Annotated in this window: 17 protein-coding genes; 2 read left to right on the top strand and 15 right to left on the bottom strand. The window is 62.4% G+C overall.

Annotation, left to right across the window (positions count from 1 at the left end):
- Positions 1–105: 105 nt before the first annotated feature.
- From M1P90_RS34195 to holB, 5 genes are all read right to left on the bottom strand, one after another.
- Complete coding sequence (locus tag M1P90_RS34195) at positions 106–1,347, bottom strand: ABC transporter substrate-binding protein (protein ID WP_483700382.1); 1,242 nt, start codon at positions 1,345–1,347, stop codon at positions 106–108.
- 100 nt (positions 1,348–1,447) lie between these two features.
- Entirely contained in the window at positions 1,448–2,314 is an 867-nt protein-coding gene (locus M1P90_RS34190) for an ABC transporter permease (RefSeq protein WP_483700380.1), read from the bottom strand.
- On the bottom strand, positions 2,311–3,213 hold the full coding sequence (locus M1P90_RS34185) for an ABC transporter permease (protein WP_483700379.1): 903 nt from the start codon (positions 3,211–3,213) through the stop codon (positions 2,311–2,313). The genes M1P90_RS34190 and M1P90_RS34185 overlap by 4 nt, the downstream gene beginning before the upstream one ends.
- A 21-nt stretch (positions 3,214–3,234) precedes the next feature.
- Entirely contained in the window at positions 3,235–4,335 is a 1,101-nt protein-coding gene (locus tag M1P90_RS34180) for an ABC transporter ATP-binding protein (RefSeq protein WP_483700377.1), read from the bottom strand.
- Between the two features lie 235 nt (positions 4,336–4,570).
- Entirely contained in the window at positions 4,571–5,602 is a 1,032-nt protein-coding gene (gene holB / locus M1P90_RS34175; protein ID WP_483700376.1) for a DNA polymerase III subunit delta', read from the bottom strand.
- 369 nt (positions 5,603–5,971) lie between these two features.
- On the opposite strand from holB, the gene M1P90_RS34170 reads away from it, so the two are divergent.
- Positions 5,972–6,367 carry a response regulator gene (locus M1P90_RS34170; RefSeq protein ID WP_483700375.1) on the top strand — a complete coding sequence of 132 codons (396 nt, stop codon included), beginning with the start codon at positions 5,972–5,974 and terminating at the stop codon, positions 6,365–6,367.
- Positions 6,368–6,467: 100 nt separating this feature from the next.
- Here M1P90_RS34170 and fabF read toward each other — a convergent pair whose 3' ends face one another.
- Positions 6,468–7,913 carry a beta-ketoacyl-ACP synthase II gene (gene fabF / locus M1P90_RS34165; protein WP_483700374.1) on the bottom strand — a complete coding sequence of 482 codons (1,446 nt, stop codon included), beginning with the start codon at positions 7,911–7,913 and terminating at the stop codon, positions 6,468–6,470.
- Positions 7,914–8,175: 262 nt separating this feature from the next.
- A complete protein-coding gene (locus M1P90_RS34160; RefSeq protein WP_483700373.1) occupies positions 8,176–9,111 on the bottom strand; it encodes an undecaprenyl-diphosphate phosphatase in 936 nt (311 codons plus the stop codon).
- Positions 9,112–9,641: 530 nt separating this feature from the next.
- Here M1P90_RS34160 and M1P90_RS34155 point away from each other — a divergent pair.
- Positions 9,642–9,983 carry a hypothetical protein gene (locus M1P90_RS34155; RefSeq protein WP_483700372.1) on the top strand — a complete coding sequence of 114 codons (342 nt, stop codon included), beginning with the start codon at positions 9,642–9,644 and terminating at the stop codon, positions 9,981–9,983.
- 171 nt (positions 9,984–10,154) lie between these two features.
- On the opposite strand, the gene M1P90_RS34150 is transcribed toward M1P90_RS34155, so the two are convergent.
- The 8 genes from M1P90_RS34150 to M1P90_RS34115 all read right to left on the bottom strand — a co-directional run bounded on the left by M1P90_RS34150 (position 10,155) and on the right by M1P90_RS34115 (position 17,696).
- Positions 10,155–11,294, bottom strand: a complete 1,140-nt coding sequence (locus tag M1P90_RS34150) for a phospholipase D-like domain-containing protein (protein WP_483700371.1) — start codon at positions 11,292–11,294, stop codon at positions 10,155–10,157.
- On the bottom strand, positions 11,294–11,989 hold the full coding sequence (locus M1P90_RS34145; protein WP_483700370.1) for a hypothetical protein: 696 nt from the start codon (positions 11,987–11,989) through the stop codon (positions 11,294–11,296). The genes M1P90_RS34150 and M1P90_RS34145 overlap by 1 nt, the downstream gene beginning before the upstream one ends.
- A 78-nt stretch (positions 11,990–12,067) precedes the next feature.
- Entirely contained in the window at positions 12,068–13,291 is a 1,224-nt protein-coding gene (locus tag M1P90_RS34140) for a glycosyltransferase family 4 protein (RefSeq protein WP_483700369.1), read from the bottom strand.
- 15 nt (positions 13,292–13,306) lie between these two features.
- Complete coding sequence (locus M1P90_RS34135) at positions 13,307–13,729, bottom strand: diacylglycerol kinase family protein (protein ID WP_483700368.1); 423 nt, start codon at positions 13,727–13,729, stop codon at positions 13,307–13,309.
- Between the two features lie 8 nt (positions 13,730–13,737).
- Complete coding sequence (gene ybeY / locus M1P90_RS34130) at positions 13,738–14,214, bottom strand: rRNA maturation RNase YbeY (RefSeq protein ID WP_483700367.1); 477 nt, start codon at positions 14,212–14,214, stop codon at positions 13,738–13,740.
- 26 nt (positions 14,215–14,240) lie between these two features.
- The gene (locus tag M1P90_RS34125) at positions 14,241–16,457 is read right to left on the bottom strand and encodes an HD family phosphohydrolase (protein WP_483700365.1); all 2,217 of its coding nucleotides are present in this window, start codon (positions 16,455–16,457) and stop codon (positions 14,241–14,243) included.
- A gap of 57 nt (positions 16,458–16,514) precedes the next feature.
- Positions 16,515–17,033, bottom strand: a complete 519-nt coding sequence (locus M1P90_RS34120) for a GatB/YqeY domain-containing protein (RefSeq protein ID WP_483700363.1) — start codon at positions 17,031–17,033, stop codon at positions 16,515–16,517.
- Between the two features lie 30 nt (positions 17,034–17,063).
- Positions 17,064–17,696: a guanylate kinase gene (locus M1P90_RS34115; RefSeq protein ID WP_483700361.1), complete on the bottom strand. Its 633-nt coding sequence runs from the start codon at positions 17,694–17,696 to the stop codon at positions 17,064–17,066.
- Positions 17,697–17,740: the final 44 nt, after the last annotated feature.

The following is a 17,740-nucleotide window of genomic DNA, read 5'->3' as shown; positions in this document are numbered from 1 at the left end:
CTCGGTGTTCTCTGTGGCCCAGTACTTCTGCGCTTCGCTCTATGCACCACAACGGAGCAGCGCGCGGCTGCTCCGTTGTGGAAAGACGCTCGATTTGGGCGCGTGTTATTCGCCCTTCACCGCCGTCCACAGGTCGGTGAATGCTACCGTCTTGTCGTTGCGCACGATCCACTCCAGGCGCTTCAGGGTCGCGTCGTCGGGCGCAAACCCTTCCTTGTACAGCTCCTGAATCTTGGGGTCGAGCAGCTTCTCAGCCGCGGCGTTGGGCGTCACGCCCAGGTTGAAGGCCGTGTTCTTCGCTGCCACCTCAGGCTTCATCAGGTAGTTGAGGAAGACGTGCGCGGTGTACATATTCGGCGAGTCAGCCACGATGCAGGCGTTATCCTGCCACACGGTGCCGCCTTCTTTCGGGATAACAAAGACAATATTGTCGTTGCCCGAGTAGTCGCCCTCGATGCCGGTGCGGGCCTGCAGCGCGTTGTTGTTGTAGATCTGCCCGGCCACAATTTCGCCGCTGGCCAGCCGCCGGCTGACGTTGCTGCTGTCGTAGCCCGAAATGTATTCTTTCTGCATTTTCAGCAGATCTTCGGCCTGCTTCAGGTCGGCCGCTTCGGTGTCGTTCATCGACTTGCCGAGGTAGTGCAGCGCTGCGCCGGGCACTTCGCGCTCGTCATCCAGCATGCTGATATAGCCCTTGTTGGCTTCCAGCTGCGCCTGGTCGAACACTGCCGCCCAACTGTCAACCGGCGCAGAGAACTTGCTCTTGTCGTAGGCCAGGCCGGTCGTGCCATAGTTATAGGGCACCGAGTACATATTGCCCTTGTCGTAGTACAGGTCCATGTTCGAGGGGCGGTTGTTCGCCATGTTCGGCAGCAGCGATTTGTCGAGCGGGGCCAGCAGTTTGTCGCGCCACATAATTTCCACGGCATAGTCCGAAGGGAAGACCACATCGTAGCCCGAGTTACCGGGCCGGATCTTGGCGATCATGTCTTCGTTGTTGTCGTACACTTCCATGGTGACCTTGACGCCATATTCGGCCTCGAAGTCGTCGAGCACAGTCGGGTCGAGGTAGTCGGCCCAGTTGTAGATATGCAGCTCCTTGGAGAGCTTCGACTTATCGACCTGCAGCTCGGCCGGGGCCGCGCCGGTGGCGGCAGTTGGCTCGGCTGCGGTGGCGGCGGTTGGCTCGGCCGCCGGGGCAGTTGGCTCGGCCGCCGGGGCAGCCGTTGCTGGGGCATTTGAATCGGCAGGCGCGGCAGTTGGCTGCGCGGCGCCGCCATTGCTGCCACAGGCGGCGGCAACTAGCAGCACCACCAGCAGCAGAACCAGAAGTTTCAGTCGTTGCACACAAACCTCCTTTATCACGGAACCTTCCCAGAAAAAGACAAAGAGACAAGGGAGCATCGCGATGTCGCCCTTGCCTCTGTATCTCCCTTCACCGTGCGGGCTAGCGCCGCTGGCGCTGCACAAACTGCGACAGGCCCACCAGCGTCATCGAAAGCACCAGCATGATCGTTGAAATTGCGTTGATCTTGGGCGTTACTGCGCGCTTGACCTGCGCATACACCTCAATCGGCAGCAGCGACGTGCCCGGGCCAGTGGTGAAAAAGCTGATGATAAAATCGTCGAGCGAAATAGTGAATGCAAGCAGCGCGCCACCAATAATGCCCGGCAGAATCAGCGGGAAGGTGATGCGCCAGAACGTTTGCCACTCGTTCGCGCCCAGGTCGCGCGCGGCTTCTTCCAGCCGCCGGTCGAAGCCCTTCAGGCTGGCGCGTACCACCACCACCACAAACGAAATGCTGAACGCAATATGCGAAATGATCACGGTGGTCAGGCTCATTTTGAGCTGCTTGCCGGTGATGCCCTGAATAATGCCGAATGAGAAGGCAAAAAAGGCCAGCAGCGCCAGCGCCATCACAATCTCGGGGATGACAATCGGCAGGTACAAGAGCGCGTCGGTGGCGGTGCGCCCACGGAAGCGGTAGCGCTCCATCGCCAGCGCGGTCAGCGTGCCAATGATCGTGGACACAATTGTGGAAACCAGCGCCACCGTGAGGGTGTTCCAGGCCGCGCCAATCAGGCGTTCGTCCTGCAGCAGGCGCGTGTACCACGAAAAGGTGAAGCCGGTCAGGCGCGCGCCAAAGCTGTCGGTGGTGAACGAAAACAGCACCAGAATCACAATCGGCGCATACAGAAAGACGTACATCAGCACCGAGTGGGCCGCCAGCAGGAAGGTGCGCCAGTTCACGCGGCGCTCGGCGGCGCTGCTGGTGGTGGCGCGCGTTTGCGCTTGCGATGTTGCTTCAATCATCGGTCTTCCTCAGTGGTTGTGCGGAAGTAGAAGATAATCGCGACCGTCAGCACCAGCATGAAGATCAGCGCCATTGCCGAGCCTAAGGGCCAGTTCGGCGGGTTCGAGCGCGTAAACAGGCGCTGGAGCAGGTTGCCGAGCATGTCGACCTTCGCGCCGCCCAGCAGGTCGGAAACGACGAACTGCCCGACCGTCGGGATGAACACCAGCACCGAGCCAGCGGCAACACCGGGCATGGTCAGCGGCAGCATCACGCGCAGAAACGCGCGCCAGCGGCTGGCCCCCAGGTCGGAAGCGGCTTCGAGCAGCGTGAAATCGAAGCGATCGATCGAGGCGTAGATCGGCAGCACCATAAATGGCAGCTCGCCATAGATCAGGCCGACCAGCACCGCGCCGGTGGTGTTGAGCAGGGTTTGGCGCGGCAGGCCCACCGCCTGCAGCAGCGAGTTGATCACGCCATTGTTCGCCAGGATGATCATCCACGCGTAGGTGCGCACCAGAAAGTTCGTCCAGAACGGGATGAGCACCAGGAAAATCAGCAAGCCACGCCAGCGCGGTGTGCGCTGCACAATAAACAGCGCCAGCGGGTAGGCGATCAGCAGGCAGATCACCGTCGTCACCAGGCCGATCCAGAGCGAGCGCACATAGGCGTTCACATACAGGTCTTTGGTGAACAAGGTGATGTAGTTGTCGAGGGTGAAGCGCCAGATGACGTTGCCAGTGGGGCCGGGCGTGAGGAAGCTATACAGCAGAATGACGACAAGCGGCATTGCGAAGAACAGGATCAGCCAGAACAGGCCGGGGAACAGCAGGCCAAACAGGCTGCGGCGCTCGCGGCGGGCCAGCGCGTCGAGCGTGGCCGGCTGGCTTTGCGCCATCGGAACAGACTCAGTTGCCATTGATTGCCTCTTTCTGGCGCGCTAATCCTTCAGCACCAGCGCGTTTTCGGCCGGCCACCACAGGTAGCCCTGCTCGCCGCGCTGCCAGTAGGCGTCGCGGTCAACCGTCGAGCGCGTGTTCTGCTCCCACACATTGAACACCCGGTCCTGGCCGAGCTGCACCATGATGCGGGTGTCGCTGCCGATGTAGGCCACCCGGTCAACAGTAACAGGAAAGACGTTGGCCGGCGCGTCGGCGGGCGGCTGCACCGAAAGGCGCGCCTTCTCGGGCCGCACCGACACATACACTTCGTCGCCAACCTGCACCGGCTGCACGATCTGGCCGCGCAGCGTGGTGCCGTTGCCGTCGGTCACGGTCACATCGCTGGCGCCGAGCGCGCTCACCTGCCCGCGAATAAAGTTCGATTCGCCAATGAAATCGGCCACAAAGCGGCAGTTCGGGCGCTCGTAGATCTCGGTCGGCGTGCCGATCTGCAAGACCCTGCCCTCGCTCATCACCGCGATGCGGTCGCTCATCGTCAGGGCTTCTTCCTGATCGTGCGTGACGAAGATGAACGTAATGCCCACGCGCTCCTGCAGGCGCTTCAGCTCAAGCTGCATTTCCTTGCGCAGCTTGAGGTCGAGCGCGCCAAGCGGCTCGTCGAGCAGCAGCACGTCGGGGCGGTTGACCAGGGCGCGCGCCAGCGCCACGCGCTGCTGCTGCCCGCCCGAAAGCTGGCGCGGCCGGCGCGTGCCATAGCCGCCCAGGCGCACCATTTCCAGCGCCTCGTCCACGCGCCGGCCGATCTCCTCACGCGGCACTTTCTTCATCTGCAAGCCAAATGCCACGTTCTCCGCCACGCTCATGTGCGGGAACAGCGCGTAGGACTGGAAGACCGTGTTGACATTGCGCTGAAACGGGGGCGTGCTGCCGATTGGGGTGCCGTTCAGGTAGATCTCGCCGCTGGTGGGGTATTCAAAGCCGGCAATCATGCGCAGGCTGGTGGTTTTGCCGCAGCCCGACGGGCCAAGCATCGAGAAGAACTCGCCGTTGCGAATTTCCATCGACACATGATCAACTGCGTACACCTCGCCAAAGCGTTTGACGACGTCGCGCATCTCAATCGCGTAGCCATCTTTCACAGGAAGCCTCCGCTAGCACTTCTTACAGAGCCTCGATCAAATGCATGGCAACGCCGGGCGTGCAGCAGTGCTTGCCAAGCCGCTGTCGCCTGGTCGCCGGTGCCCCCTGTGGCATTTCGAATTGCCGCGCTGGAAAATACGCGCGCCATGCACACAACCACGTGGGTAAAAAACCGTTTGCCGGTTCGGAGTTGCCGGATTATACCATACTCTGCGGGGCTGGTTGAAACGGGGATTATGCCGCGCCAGGAAGGTGCAGAAGCGCATTTTCCAGTGCGAGCTGGGGGTTGACGTTTTCGCGGAGCTGCGTGGCGGTGTCGGCCAGGCGCGCAACAAAGGCGTGAATGTCGGCCAGGCGGTAGCGGCGGGCGGCCTGCACAATTTCGTCGCGCCGGTCGATATGCACGATCTGCTCGGGGCAGCCCGCCGCCGCCACCAGCACGTCGCGCCACCAGCTTTGCCACAGGTTGATTGCTGCAAATACGGCGGCCTGCTCGCCCGAGCGGTAGTCTTTGGCGCGCTCTTCGGCCCAGCGGAAGCCAGCAGTGCGCGGCTGGTTCTGCATCGCCAGCAGGGCATCGAGCTGCTCCTGGCGGGCTTCCAGCTCGTCGGGGTTTTCAACCATGCGAATCGCCCAGCCGACGCGCCCGCCGCTCCAGGCCGCCAGCAGGTCGGCATCGTCGGCGGCGACGTTGAGGCGCTCGCGCAGCGTTTCGGCCACGGCTGCGCGCGGCAGCGGGCGCAGCTTCAGCGGCTGGCAGCGCGAGACGATTGTTGGCAGCAGCTCACCGGCGGTGTGCGCCACCAGAATGAGCGTGGCGTAGGGCGGCGGCTCTTCCAGCGTCTTGAGCATGGCGTTCGAGGCCGCCTCGGTCAGGCGCTCGGCGTCGTGCAGAATGAAGACGCGCTGGCGGGCTTCGTAGGGGCGCAGGTTGATGTCGGCCAGCCAGTCGCGCACGGTGTCGATCTTCAGGTCGCGCTGGCGGGCGGCTTCTTCGGGCTTCAGCCCGACCGTCTGGCTGGCCATGCCGGCAATGCGCACGTCGGGGTGGTTGCCGCGCTCGATGCGCTTGCAGGTGCGGCACACAAGGCATGGGTCGGGGCCGCCCGTTTCGCAGTTGAGCGCCTGGGCCAGCCGCAGCGCCAGCCGCGACTTGCCGACACCCGCCGGCCCGCTCAGCAGGTAGGCGTGCGCCGCCCCTCTGCCAGCGATCGAGCGCCGCAGAAAATCAACTGCCCATTCGTGGCCCGCAAGATCCCAGCCCATGAATCGTTCTTTTCTATAAATAATGAACTTACGCGCGCGTGTAGTACGAATAGTAAAGTGAGCCCAGGCGCTTCAGATGCGCCAACAAACTGAGCACGCGCCCGCCAGCACAGCATGATACCGTAAACGCACAGATTGTGCTTGCCGGCTGGGGCGCTCACAAAGGGAGCGCCCCACAACGCCAAGTCTTACGCCTGGCTCACAAGATTACAGCTCAATCGCAGGTGTTTTTGCGCAGCACAACGGCCTAAAGGCGCTACGCATCAACGTAGTAATGAACGTTTTGTAAGAATTGATTAGGCGGCGAACCTTTTGCGCATGCTGGCGCATTTGTTAAGATGAGGCCCACACGACCGCACGAGGACACCCATGGCGCACCGCACGATCCTGATAATTGATGAAACGCCCGATCATCGCACAATTGTGGGGCTTTTGCTTCGCAGCGTCGGGTTTCGCGTTATCGAGGCGACGCCAGGTGAAGAAGCACTGCAACAGGCACGCGCCGAACGGCCCGATCTCATCCTCGCCGCGCTGTCGCTGCCGGGCCAGCCGGCCTGGGAAACCACACGTCAGCTGCGCTCCGAGCCCACCCTCGACGTCACGCCCATCCTCGGCACCACGCTCTACAACACGCTGCTGCCCTGGGCCTGGGTGCGCCGGCTCGGCTGCAACGACTTCGTCGACAAGCCCTACGACATCGACGACCTGCTGCGCCGCATCGAGCGCCTGCTGCCCGAGATGCCGGCCGCGCCGCTCGCTGCCTGAGACCAAATCTCTCCGTAAAATGTACGCACTACGAACTACCTGCTTGGCTTGATAGTGCGTAGTGCGTAACACGTAATTATTCACACACGTGGGAACACCCCTACACCGCTGTCGGCTTCGCAAACACCAGCACCCCATTGATTCCACCAAAGCCAAACGAGTTCGACATCGCGATTTGCAGCGCGGCCGGGCGCGCTTCGTTCGGCACATAGTCGAGGTCGCAGGCCGGGTCGGGCGTTTCGAGGTTGATCGTTGGCGGGATCAGGCCGTGCTGCAGCGCCATAATCGTCGCCGCTGCCTCGATCGCGCCCGCCGCGCTGGTCAGGTGGCCAGTCATCGACTTGGTGGAGCTGATCGGCACGCTGTTGGCATATTCGCCAAACGCGCGCTTGATCGCCATGGTCTCGGCCACATCGCCAGCGGGCGTGCTGGTGGCATGCGCGTTGATGTAATCGATCTGCTGGGCAGTGATTTTGGCGCGCTGCAAGGCGTGGCCAATCGCCCGTGCCGCGCCGTCGCCCTCGGGGTGCGGCGCAGTCACATGGTAGGCGTCGCACGTCGAGGCATAGCCAATGATCTCGGCGTAGATGCGCGCGCCACGCCGCCGTGCGTCGCCCAGGCGCTCCAGCACCAGCACGCCCGCGCCTTCGCCCAGCACAAAGCCATCGCGCCCGGCATCGAATGGACGCGAAGCACGCCCCGGCTCGGCATTGCGCGTTGAGAGCGCACGAATTGCGCAGAAGCTGGCGAGCGTCAGCTGGCAGATCGGGGCCTCGGTGCCGCCGGCCAGCATCACCGTGGCATCGCCGCGCCGCAGCACCTCAGCCGCCTCGCCAATCGCCTGCGAACTGGCCGCGCAGGCGGTCGCAATCGCGGTGTTGTAGCCCAGCAGCCCAAGCTGAATGGCGACCTGGCAGGAAGGCATGTTCGGCAGCGAGCCAGTGATGTAGAAGGGGTTCACTTTGCCAAAACCGCGCTCGATCATGGTGCGGGCGGCCAGCTCGGTATCGGGCGGCGACGAGCTGCCATTTGCGATCAGCGCGCCAATCTCGTGGCGGTTCGCGTCCGTCACTGCCAGGCCCGAATCGGCCAGCGCCATGCGCGCCGCCGCCACTGCAAACTGGCTGGCGCGCGAAACGCGGCGCGCTTCTTTTGCTTCCAGGTACTCGCGCGGGTCGAAGCCACGCACCTCGCCCGCAATCCGGCTGGGCGACTCGCCGGGGTCGCACAGCGTAATCGGCCCCACCCCGCTGCGACCCTCGGCAAGCCCACTCCAGAAGGTATCGAGCCCGATGCCCAGCGGCGAAAGAACGCCCATGCCCGTTACAACAATGCGGCTGTCTTCGTCGCGCGCTTCGGCCCAGGCTGGCACGGGCTGTGTGGAAACGGCATCGTCGATCAGCTGATCATCGTGCAAAATTTCTTCCAGCAGATCGTCGATTTGCGTTTCGATTTCAGCTTCCGAGGCTCCGGGCTGCACAAGCTGCTGCAAGCGCTGGCGCAAAGCCGCGCGCGACATAGGCTGAAGGGTGGAAGATCTGGGCATCGGAACTCCTCGGACTGATCGGCACGCAATGGCGGCACCGACGATTGCTGCGGGCACGAATTATAGCATGGGCATCAGGGTGCGGCAACACAAAGCGGGCACGGCCAGCCGTGCCCGCTCGATACCGGGGTAAGAGCAAATTAGTACACGTCAGTAAGCATCCGTTTCGGCTTGGCTAGCAGTAAGCAGTTGCCAGTGAGCAGTAATAATGATGACTGCCAACTGCCAGCTACAACCAGCAACGACCCTTTGGAATGCCGTACTAGCGCAGGAAATACACCGCTACCACGATAATCGCCAGCACAATCCGGTAGATCGCAAAGAGCGCAAAACCGGCGCGGCGAATGTAATCGAGCAAAAAGCTGATTGCCAGCGCGCCCACCACGCCCGACACGAGAATGCCGATCACAAACACATCGATCTCGCTCGCGGGAATGGCGAGAATATCGGGCAGCTTCAGCACCATCGCCGCTGCGGTGATTGGCGCGCTCAGCAGGAACGAGTAGCGCGCCGCTGCCTGCCGATTGAACGAAAGCAAACGCCCCATGGTGATTGTGCCGCCCGAGCGCGAAACACCCGGCACCAGCGCGCAGGCCTGCGCAAAGCCAATCAGCAGCGAGTCGCGCCACGAGATCGTTTCCAGCGGCTTGGTCTGCGGCAGCCAGCGGTCGATCACATACAGCAGGATGCCCATCACCATCAGCGTTGCCGCAATCAGCAGCGGGGCGCGCAATGCCTGCTCGGCAACCTTTTCGAGCAGCACACCAATGATCGCAGCCGGCAGCGTCGCAATGATCACCGAGCTGAGAATATGCTCGGCCGGCGTGCGGGTGCGGCTGGCATCGCCGCGCAGTTTGGCGCGCGCCCAACCAAACAAGCCGGGCAAAGCGCCCAGCAAAGCGACCCAATCTTTCCAGAAATACACAACCAGCGCCACCAGCGTGCCCAGATGCAGCGCAACATCGAATGTCAGCGAGTCGATCACGCCACCGTGCCAGCCAAACAACCACGGCACCAGGATCAAATGCGCCGACGAGGAAATCGGCAGGAATTCGCCCAGGCCCTGCACCACACCCATAATCACGGGCTGCGCATAGCCAAGCAGCGAAAGCCCAACACATGCCACCACAGTGAGCCCTGCCCATAGCGCCACGCGCGGTTGAAATGCAGATTTCTTCGATTCTTGTGCAGCCGGCATTGCTTGTTCCTTGACAGTAAAATTGCTTCTTTTACCTATCTATAGCGTAATACTACCATAGTAAAAATTCTGCCTGGCAATCGCTGCCAATCCTGCAAGCGATTATACCAAAAATCACTCTATGCCCCGAGTCATTAGCTTATCGCATAAACGAAACTACCCAAGAGCAGAAACAATGCACAATTATACAATGTGTCGCAGCCGAGCAGAAGACGTGGATAAAGCGACACAATCGGATAGACCGCATTGCAAGACGAACAATTCTCAGGCGCAAGCGCAAGGTATCACGCGCTCAGGGAATACATATTCTGGCTTGGTTTGCGAGCAACCTGGCTCATATGAGCTACTAATACCAAGCTCTTTTATACTGCGAACATGTTCTGCTGTATCTGTATATTTTTCGATTGTTGTTCATTTCGCAGCGATTTCGTGAGTAAATTATTAAGAACAAGAAAAAAGGCTTGCAAAAAAAGAATTATCGTATTATGATAGAAATTAGTCGGATGAGTATTCGTTAGCAGAGGTGAATTATGCCGAGTGTCAGGAAACTTTCCCAAGACGAAGTACGCGCGCTGGAAAACAAAGGCAAGGGCCAACGCAAGCTTGTTGAGGAAGAATACGATCGAATCCTTGACGAGTACGCCGAAGGCGACTATGGCGAAGCTTCCCTCGATCCGAGTGAAAATCGTCTCACTGTTCGCAACCGATTGAAAGCTGCAGCGCGCCGTCGCAGTCTATCAATCGATTTCCGCCGCACAAAAGACGATATTTTGCGCTTTCAGGTGGTTGGTGCCAACGCTGCCCCAGTGATCGAAGAGCCACCGCCGCCAGCTGAGCCAAAGACTCGCGGCCGCAAGAAGAAAGCAAGCTAACGCTGATTTCTTGCCAGTTTACCGCAAATCGATGCTTGCTCGGCTCTCGTGCAAAAATCGCCCGGTTTGCTCTGCGAGCACCAGCCCTGCTATACAGGGATTGATAAACAAGAAGCGCGCCTGCATTTTGCGGCGCGCTTCTTGTTTGCTTTTTGCTTTGCTGCTAAAAATTCACTGACAGCGTGCCGGATTTAGCGCCTGCGCGTAGACACGCCCGAATTCCACAGTAAATGCCGCAGCAACGTCGCGATCGTCCAGTATCACGGTATTTTCATCATTACTTCGCTCGGCGCTGTTCGTGAAGTTGTATGAGCCAGTAATCACCGTTTGTTCGTCGATGACAAGCATTTTGTGATGCATGTTGTAGCAATTACCGTCAAGCAGCACATCAAGTCCTGCTTCGCGCAGGCGCGCAAAGGCGGCGTTCTGCCCGGTAGCGTTCTGGCTTTCCAGCACCACCTGAACCTGCACGCCAGCGCGGGCGCGCTCCAGCAGCGCGTCAATCATCGGCGCGGATGTGAATGAAAATGCCAGCACGCGAATGCTGCGCTTTGCGGCGGCGATACGCGCAAGCAGGTACTTCGCCGCGCCGTCCTGCGGGGCGAACAGCACCTGCAAACGCGCCGTGCCAATGCGGAATTGCGGGATGCTTTCGCGCCGTGCCTTGGCGGTGCCGAAACGCCCGGCCAGCATTTGCGCGACCTCATCCTGGTAGGCTGCCGCAAGCTCAGGATGCACCGCGCGGATCATGTTGTTGTTGTTGCGCCAGGTGTCGTTTTCGGTCATGTTCCACGAGCCAAACCACACTATGCGCGTGTCGATCACGGCAATTTTGTCGTGCATAAACGGTTCGCGCCGATCCACGTGCACGGTCGCGCCAGCGCGCTCCAGCCGGCCCAGCGCCAGCGCAACCTCGGGCGTCAGCAGATTTTCGCTGTCGGCCACCAGGCGCACCGCCACGCCACGCCGCTGGGCGCGCAGCAGCGCATCCGCTAGCTCGGGCAGGTCGAAATCGAACACTGCAATATCAACCCGGCTGCGCGCCCGATCGATGTCGGCGATGAGCTGCTGAAGCAGTGGAACAGCTGGCCGCTGCCAGGTTTTGTCGGGGTAGACCAGCGTTGGTGTGGTGAAAAACGCCTGCAAGCGTGGATTGGCTGGGGCAGCGGTGGCAAGGCCGGCGCGCTCAGCAGCAGCAAATGCCAGCGGGCGGAGCGTGCCCGCCTGGTACAGGTAGCCCAGCAGCAAGGCGACGAGCAGCGCCACAACCAGTAGTGGACGTCGCGCACCCGGGCGCGTTGTGCCTGCCACTACGAGCCTCGCCGCAGCTGCTTGAGCAGTTTGGCAAAGCGGTTGCGACGCCGCTGCGGCTTGCGCGCAGGTTTTGTGGCGGCTGGCTTTGCTTCACTGGTGGCCGGGGTGTGGTGCTTCTGCTCATCGCTGGCCGCAGAAACATCGTGCTTCTGTTCGTTATTCGTGGCGGAAACAGCGGGCTGGGTTTTTGTGTCGCTGATCTCAGCCGCATCGTTCTTCTGCTGGTCATCGGCTGTGGCAACCGTCGGCTGGGTTTTTGTGTCGCTGGCTGCAGCAGCATCATGCTTCTGTTTGTCATCCGCTGTGGCAGCGGGTTGAGCGTTCTCGTCGCTGGGCGCAGAAGCGCCGGCTTCGCGCTCGCTCAGTGTTGCGGGTGTGGGCGCTGCTGCCTGAGCCGGCGCAGAGCTTGCGACAGACGCGGAGGCGGTTTCCAGCGCGGCGGCGGCCTGAGCAACCACCTTCTTCGGGTCGCTTTCGCCCGAGTGCGCGGCTTGCATGGCGGCCTTGCGAATGGCCTGCACGGCGGCGTCAACATCCTCGTCCGAGCGCGAATCGTCGGCGGCAATTGGGCCGGCCTGTGCCGTCGCCCAATCGAGCAGAGCCGTGGCGGGCGCATCTTCCAGGTCGCCGCGTAGACGCTCGTCTTCCAGAAAACGCTCGACGATTAATTGCTGCCGCGAGACATTCGCCATACTTTTGCTCCCAATCGGCTTTCAGAGGGTGTGATTTTTGCCAACCGGCGGCAGTATACCATTGCCCAGTAACCAGCCCTACGCACGGTTGTAGAGCGCTTCCATACGCGGGACGATCGCGCTCCAGTCGTAGTGTTCGCGCACCAGAGCGCGGCCCGCCGTCCCGAGGCGCGCGCCCAGGCCCGGGGCGTCGAGCAGGCGCAGCACCGCCGCCGCGAAATCGGCCGGCTGGTCGGCCAGCAGGCAGTGCGTGCCGTCGTGCAGCCCCGCCACGCCCTCAGCACCCATGCGCGTGCTCACAACCGGCGCGGCCAGGGCCAGGGCTTCGAGCAGCTTCAGGCGCACGCCGCCACCAATGCGCATTGGCACAATATACACGGCCGCGCCGGCCAGAAACGGCCGCGCATCGGCAACTTCGCCGGTGAGCACGATCTGGCGTTGCTGGGCAAGCTGTTGCAGCGCCGGAGCCGGGCGGCGGCCCACCGCCAGCACGCGCAGGTTGGGCCGGCGCGCGCGCAGCAGCGGCAGCACCTCGCGGGCAAACCAGACCAGCGCATCGATGTTTGGGCGGTAGTCGAGTGTGCCGCTGAATACCAGTGTGTCGGGCGCAAAAGCCAGCGCGCCCACGCCTTCAGCCACGAGCGTGCCCCGGTCGAACGCGGCGGTGTCGACGCCATTTGGCACCACGCCAATGCGGGCGCGCGGCGCAAGCCGCGCCAGCGTGCGCCGGTCGTCGTCGGCCACGGCCAGCACCAGATCGCAGCGGCGCATCACCGCCGCCTCGTAGCGCGCCAGCTTGAGCCACTGCGCGAGTGAGTAGGCAGATGCGTGCCAGCGGCGCGGCCTGCGGGCATCTGCGAAAAAGGCTCGCTGTTGTATGACGTACTCGGCGTTGAACTGGTCGAGCACCAGCAACGGGCTTGCTTTTTCCCGCATTGGCAGGTAGCCAGCCATCTCAATGCTTTCGGCCTGAATCACATCGAACTGCTCGGTGGCGAGCAGGCTGCGCAGCGCGGCCCGGTAGGCGGGTGAGGCGTTGCGCAGCGCCATATCGGGCAGCGGCGATGTGAGGGTTGACCAGGCGCGGCGCGTGAGGGTGCGGTGTTCGGGGCCGCGCACCGTCAGCACGCGGCAGATGCGCTGGAGTGGGGCCAGCGCGTGCTCGGCGGCGAGGTCGGGCGCGAAGGTCAGGCAGGTGACGCTATGGCGTTGCGAAAGCCCGCGAATGAGCTGGTAGATGCGCATGGTGCCGCCACCGTGCGGCGGAAATGGTGGGTAGGGGGCCAGAACCAGGATGTTCACAAGCGTGCGCGCCTTTCACAGCAGCCAGGCCACCACAATCGGCCAGAGATGCGGTACAAACAGGAGTAGCCCGATCAGCACCGAGGCGATTGCGGTGAGCAGCACCGTGCCCGCGCCCACGTCTTTCGCAATTTTCGCCAGCGGGTGGTAGCCCGGCGCGGCCAGGTCAACGGCGGCCTCGACGGCGGTATTCACGCCTTCGGCGGCCAGCACCATGGTGATGGTGATCAGCAGCACCAGCCATTCGTAGCGATCGAGGCCCAGCGCCAGCCCAAGCGCCGCCGCCACAAGGCCCAAGGCGCTATGAATTTTGGCGTTGCGCTGCGTCCACAGCAGGTAGCGAATACCGGCAAAGGCATAGCGGAACGAGGCAAGCAGCGTGCCGGCACGCATATGCGCGCCCGGCGCGGGTGCCGGCGATGGTGGCTGTTCGCTCATGCGTACCCTTAGCGCGTCAGGCCAAGCTGCTGCATCACGGCTTCTTCGCGCGCGCGCATGGCTGCCGCGTCGTCGGGGCCGCGCTCGTGGTCGTAGCCAAGCAGGTGCAGCACGCCATGCACCGTCAGGTAGGCCAGCTCGCGCTCGGCGGAGTGGCCGTACTCGGCGGCCTGCACGGCTACACGCTCGTAGGAGATCGCGAGATCGCCCAGGTAGCGCGGCGTGCCGGGCGGGCGCACAAACGCCGCCGGGCCAGCGGCTTCGTCCTCATCGTCGCCAAACGAGAGCACGTCGGTTGGGGAGTCGACGCCGCGGTAGGTGCGGTTCAGCTCGTGCAGCTCGGCGTCGTCCGTGACGAGCACGCCCATCTCGATTGGCTCGCTCACGCCTTCGGCAGCCAGCGCGCCCGCCACTGCGCGCTCGATCAAGGCGGCGTCGGCCTGGCCTTCAAACGGCGGGTTGATCTGAACATCAATTTCTAGCATGCAATTTCTCGCGCGCAGCCCGGCGGCTACGAAGGCTTCACAATCTGCGGCGCATAATCGACACGCGGGTGGTAGATGCCCTGCAGGGTGGTAATAAAGGCCTGGCGAATTTTCGCCACGTCGCTCAGCGTTAGGTTGCTTTCGTCGAGCTGGCCGCTGCGCACGCGCTCGTCGATGATCGAGTTGACCAGTTCTTCCAGCGTCTGACCCTGGCGGTTGCGCCCGCCGCCATTGCCGTGGTCGTCGCGCGACGAGACGATTTTGCCGCCCTGCGCTTTGGAGCGCACCGTCGCCTCAACCGAGTCGGCCAGCATCATGATCGCCTGCTCGCGGTTTTGCGGCTTGGGGCCAGGGTAGCGGAAGTCGTCCTCATTTACGGTGTCTTCCTGCTGCAAGGCCAGCTGGTAGAAATGCTTGATCACGCTGGTGCCGTGGTGGGTGCGAATAAACTCGCGCACCTGGCGCGGCAGGCCGGCGGCGCGGGCCATTTTATCGCCCTCGATCACATGGTCGCAGATGATCTCGGCGCTGGTATGCGGGTCGAGGTCGTTATGGACATTCTCGCGGTCGCTCTGGTTGTCGGTGAAGAAGTACGGGCGGATGGTTTTGCCAATGTCGTGATAGTAGGACGACACCCGCAGCAGCAAAGCGTCGGCATCGATCATCTCGGCCGCGCTTTCGGCCAGGTTGCCAACCGACAGGCTGTGGTAGTAGGTGCCGGGCGCTTCGCGAATGAGCTTGCGCAGCAGCGGATGCGAAGGGTGCGCCAGCTCCATAAGCTGCTGGGGCGTCACCACGTCGGCCAGGTGGCCCACCGCATTGAACAGACCCAGCGCGATAAACGCCGACGCCGCGCCATTGATCGCGCTCGATATCAGAATCATGACCCATTGATCGGCCAGCAGCCCGGCCGGGTTAGTGACCCAGAACACCGCCTGTGTCAGCCCGGTCACCAGCGCGATCACCAGCCCCGCGCCAACGAAATGTACCCAGCGCTCGCCACGCCCGATCAGGAGCACGCCAGCCATGCTGCCCAGCATCAGGGCAAGTGCCGCGCCAGCATGGTTGTTGTCGAGAAACGCGATCACCACGCCCATGATTGTTATGACAACCAGTGCCAGCCCACGCGGGAAAATGGTGGCGAGCAGCAGGGCGGTGACGCCAAGCGGAAAGGCATACACCCATTCGCGGCCAAGCGGCAGCAGCAGACGTGCCGCCAGCGCGCTCAGCACCATCAGCACCACCACCACCAGCAAGGTGCGCGTGGTCATCCAGATGCTGCGCTGCATTTTGTAGAGATACACGCCAAACGTCGCAGCCAGCAGCAGGGCTAATAACCCTTTGCCGCCCACGCTCAGCCAGTCGATCGATGTTTCCAGCAAGCCCAGCGCTTCCAGCTTCTCCTGCGTTGCGGGCGTCACAATATCGCCGGCGTGGACGATATTTTCGCCTTCCTGCACGGTCACCATTACCGGCTGAACCTGCTCGCGCAGGGCTTGCTTATTGGCGCGTGTCGCAGCTTCGTCGAGCAAGCGGTTGGGGCGTAAAAATGCCTGACTGAATAACAGCACCAGCTGCTGAACATCGGCACTGCCAACCTGCGAGCTCCAGTATGGTATTGAGCGTACCCGCAGGTCGTTCACATCGTCTTCGGTCAGCTCATAATCGTAGGTATTCATGGCCCGGTCGTACACGGCCAGAACGCGTTCGCGGGCTGTGGTCCAATCGGTGTCGGCCAGGCGCATGATCTGCAGGGCCAGCGCCGGCGAAATGATCAGCGTGCTATTCGGCAGGGGCAGCGAAACCAGCTTTTCGCGCTTTTCGGTGGTGGTCAGGCTTGGGTCGGAACGAACTTGCGTAATGGTTTGCAGCGCATTGGCAAGCTGGTTGCGCTGCTCGATCGGGATGCTGGCCGAGCGCGTATATACCACCGCGTCGGGCGAGCTTTCTGCGCGAATACGCTCCTGCTCGGTTTGCTGCTCGCTGGGGAAGGTGACCGTGCGCGAGGCGCGAACGTCGATCGGGCTGGGGCCGCCCGGCCGCAGATTTGGGTTGGCCAGTGGGCGAATGATAAAAATGGCCCACAGGGACAAGCCGAACAAAACCGACACGCCAATCAGCGCATTGCGCTGGCGTTGCAGCCGCTCGGCTGGCCGGTGTGTTTTGCTGGTTGCCGTATTCGCACGGAACGCGCGCGCATCGCGCCAGCCCCGCCACAGCCTGAGTTCCCATTTGCGTCGCATAGTCTTCCCGCCTTCTGCGGTCGTCCGATTCACAAGCCTCTCGCTGGCAAATATGTGCTACGCGCGCGGCCCAGCCAGGATCTCGCGGGCAAGCTGGCTGATCATGCGGCCGTCGGCCTTGCCCTTGAATTCCTGCATCAGCGCGGGCATAACTTTGCCCATGTCGGCGATGCTGCTCGCGCCCTGGCGTGCAATCGCCTCGGCCAGCATTGGGCGCAGCTCGTCGGCGGTGAGCTGGCGCGGCAGGTAGGTTTCCAGAATGACCGCCTCGGCTTCTTCCTGCGCGGCCAGGTCGGCGCGCCCGCCCTTGGTATACAGCTCGGCCGCGTCGTGCCGGCGCTTCACTTCCTTGGTGATCGTTTGCTGCATGTCCACTTCGCTCAGCGACGCGGTAATCGGCGCACCATCGCCTGCCGTTTCGTCGGCCTTTGCGGCGGCGTCAAATGCGTCTTTCACCAGCGCCATCTCGGCGTTCTTGAGTGCGGCCAGCGCCATGCGCAGCACATCCACGCGCTGGCGGTCGCCACTGCGCATGGCGGCCTTTACATCCTGCTGCATCTGTTCCTGAATATTCATTGCATTCCTCTATTTCTGTTGCCTGGCCGCCTAGAGCGAAACCCGCCGCGGCCGCACGCGATGCTTCTCGGCCACAATAATTGCACGAATCTGGCCAACAGCATCGTCAAGATGATCTTCGCGATTCACCACCACATAGTCGAACTGGTCGAGCGCTTCCATTTCGCGCGCCGCCATCTGCAAGCGCTGCTCCATCTGGTCGGGCGATTCGGTGCGCCGCCATTGCAGGCGGTTGCGCAGTTCGTCGAAATTCCCCGGCGCAAGAAACACAAACACGGCGTCGGGCGCAAGCTGCTTGATTGTCGAAGCGCCCTGCACGTCGATGCGCAAGATCACGTCGCGCCCGCTTTGCAGCGCCTGCCGCACCTCGCTCTTCGGGATGCCTTTGTAGTGGCCGTACACCTCGGCCCACTCCAGTAGCTCGCCAGCGTCGATCATGCTGCGAAAGCGCTCTTCGCTCAGGAAGTGGTAGTCGTAGCCGTCGCGCTCGCCGGGCCGCATGGGCCGGCTGGTGGCCGTTACCACGAAATGAAACGGAAATCCGATGTCGCGCATGCGCATCAGGATCGAGTCTTTGCCAACACCCGACGGCCCCGAAAGCACCACCAGAATGGGCGGCGCAGCCTTGCCATCGAGCAGGGGGTTGCGTTGTTCTTCCGTCATCTGCGCTCCTGCATGCTATAATCACAGCCCGGAACTCTTGCCGC

Source organism: Kouleothrix sp. 19917, from assembly GCF_057073505.1.
Note: the sequence above shows the minus strand (reverse complement) of the source record. Positions and strands in the feature narration are given on the sequence as shown.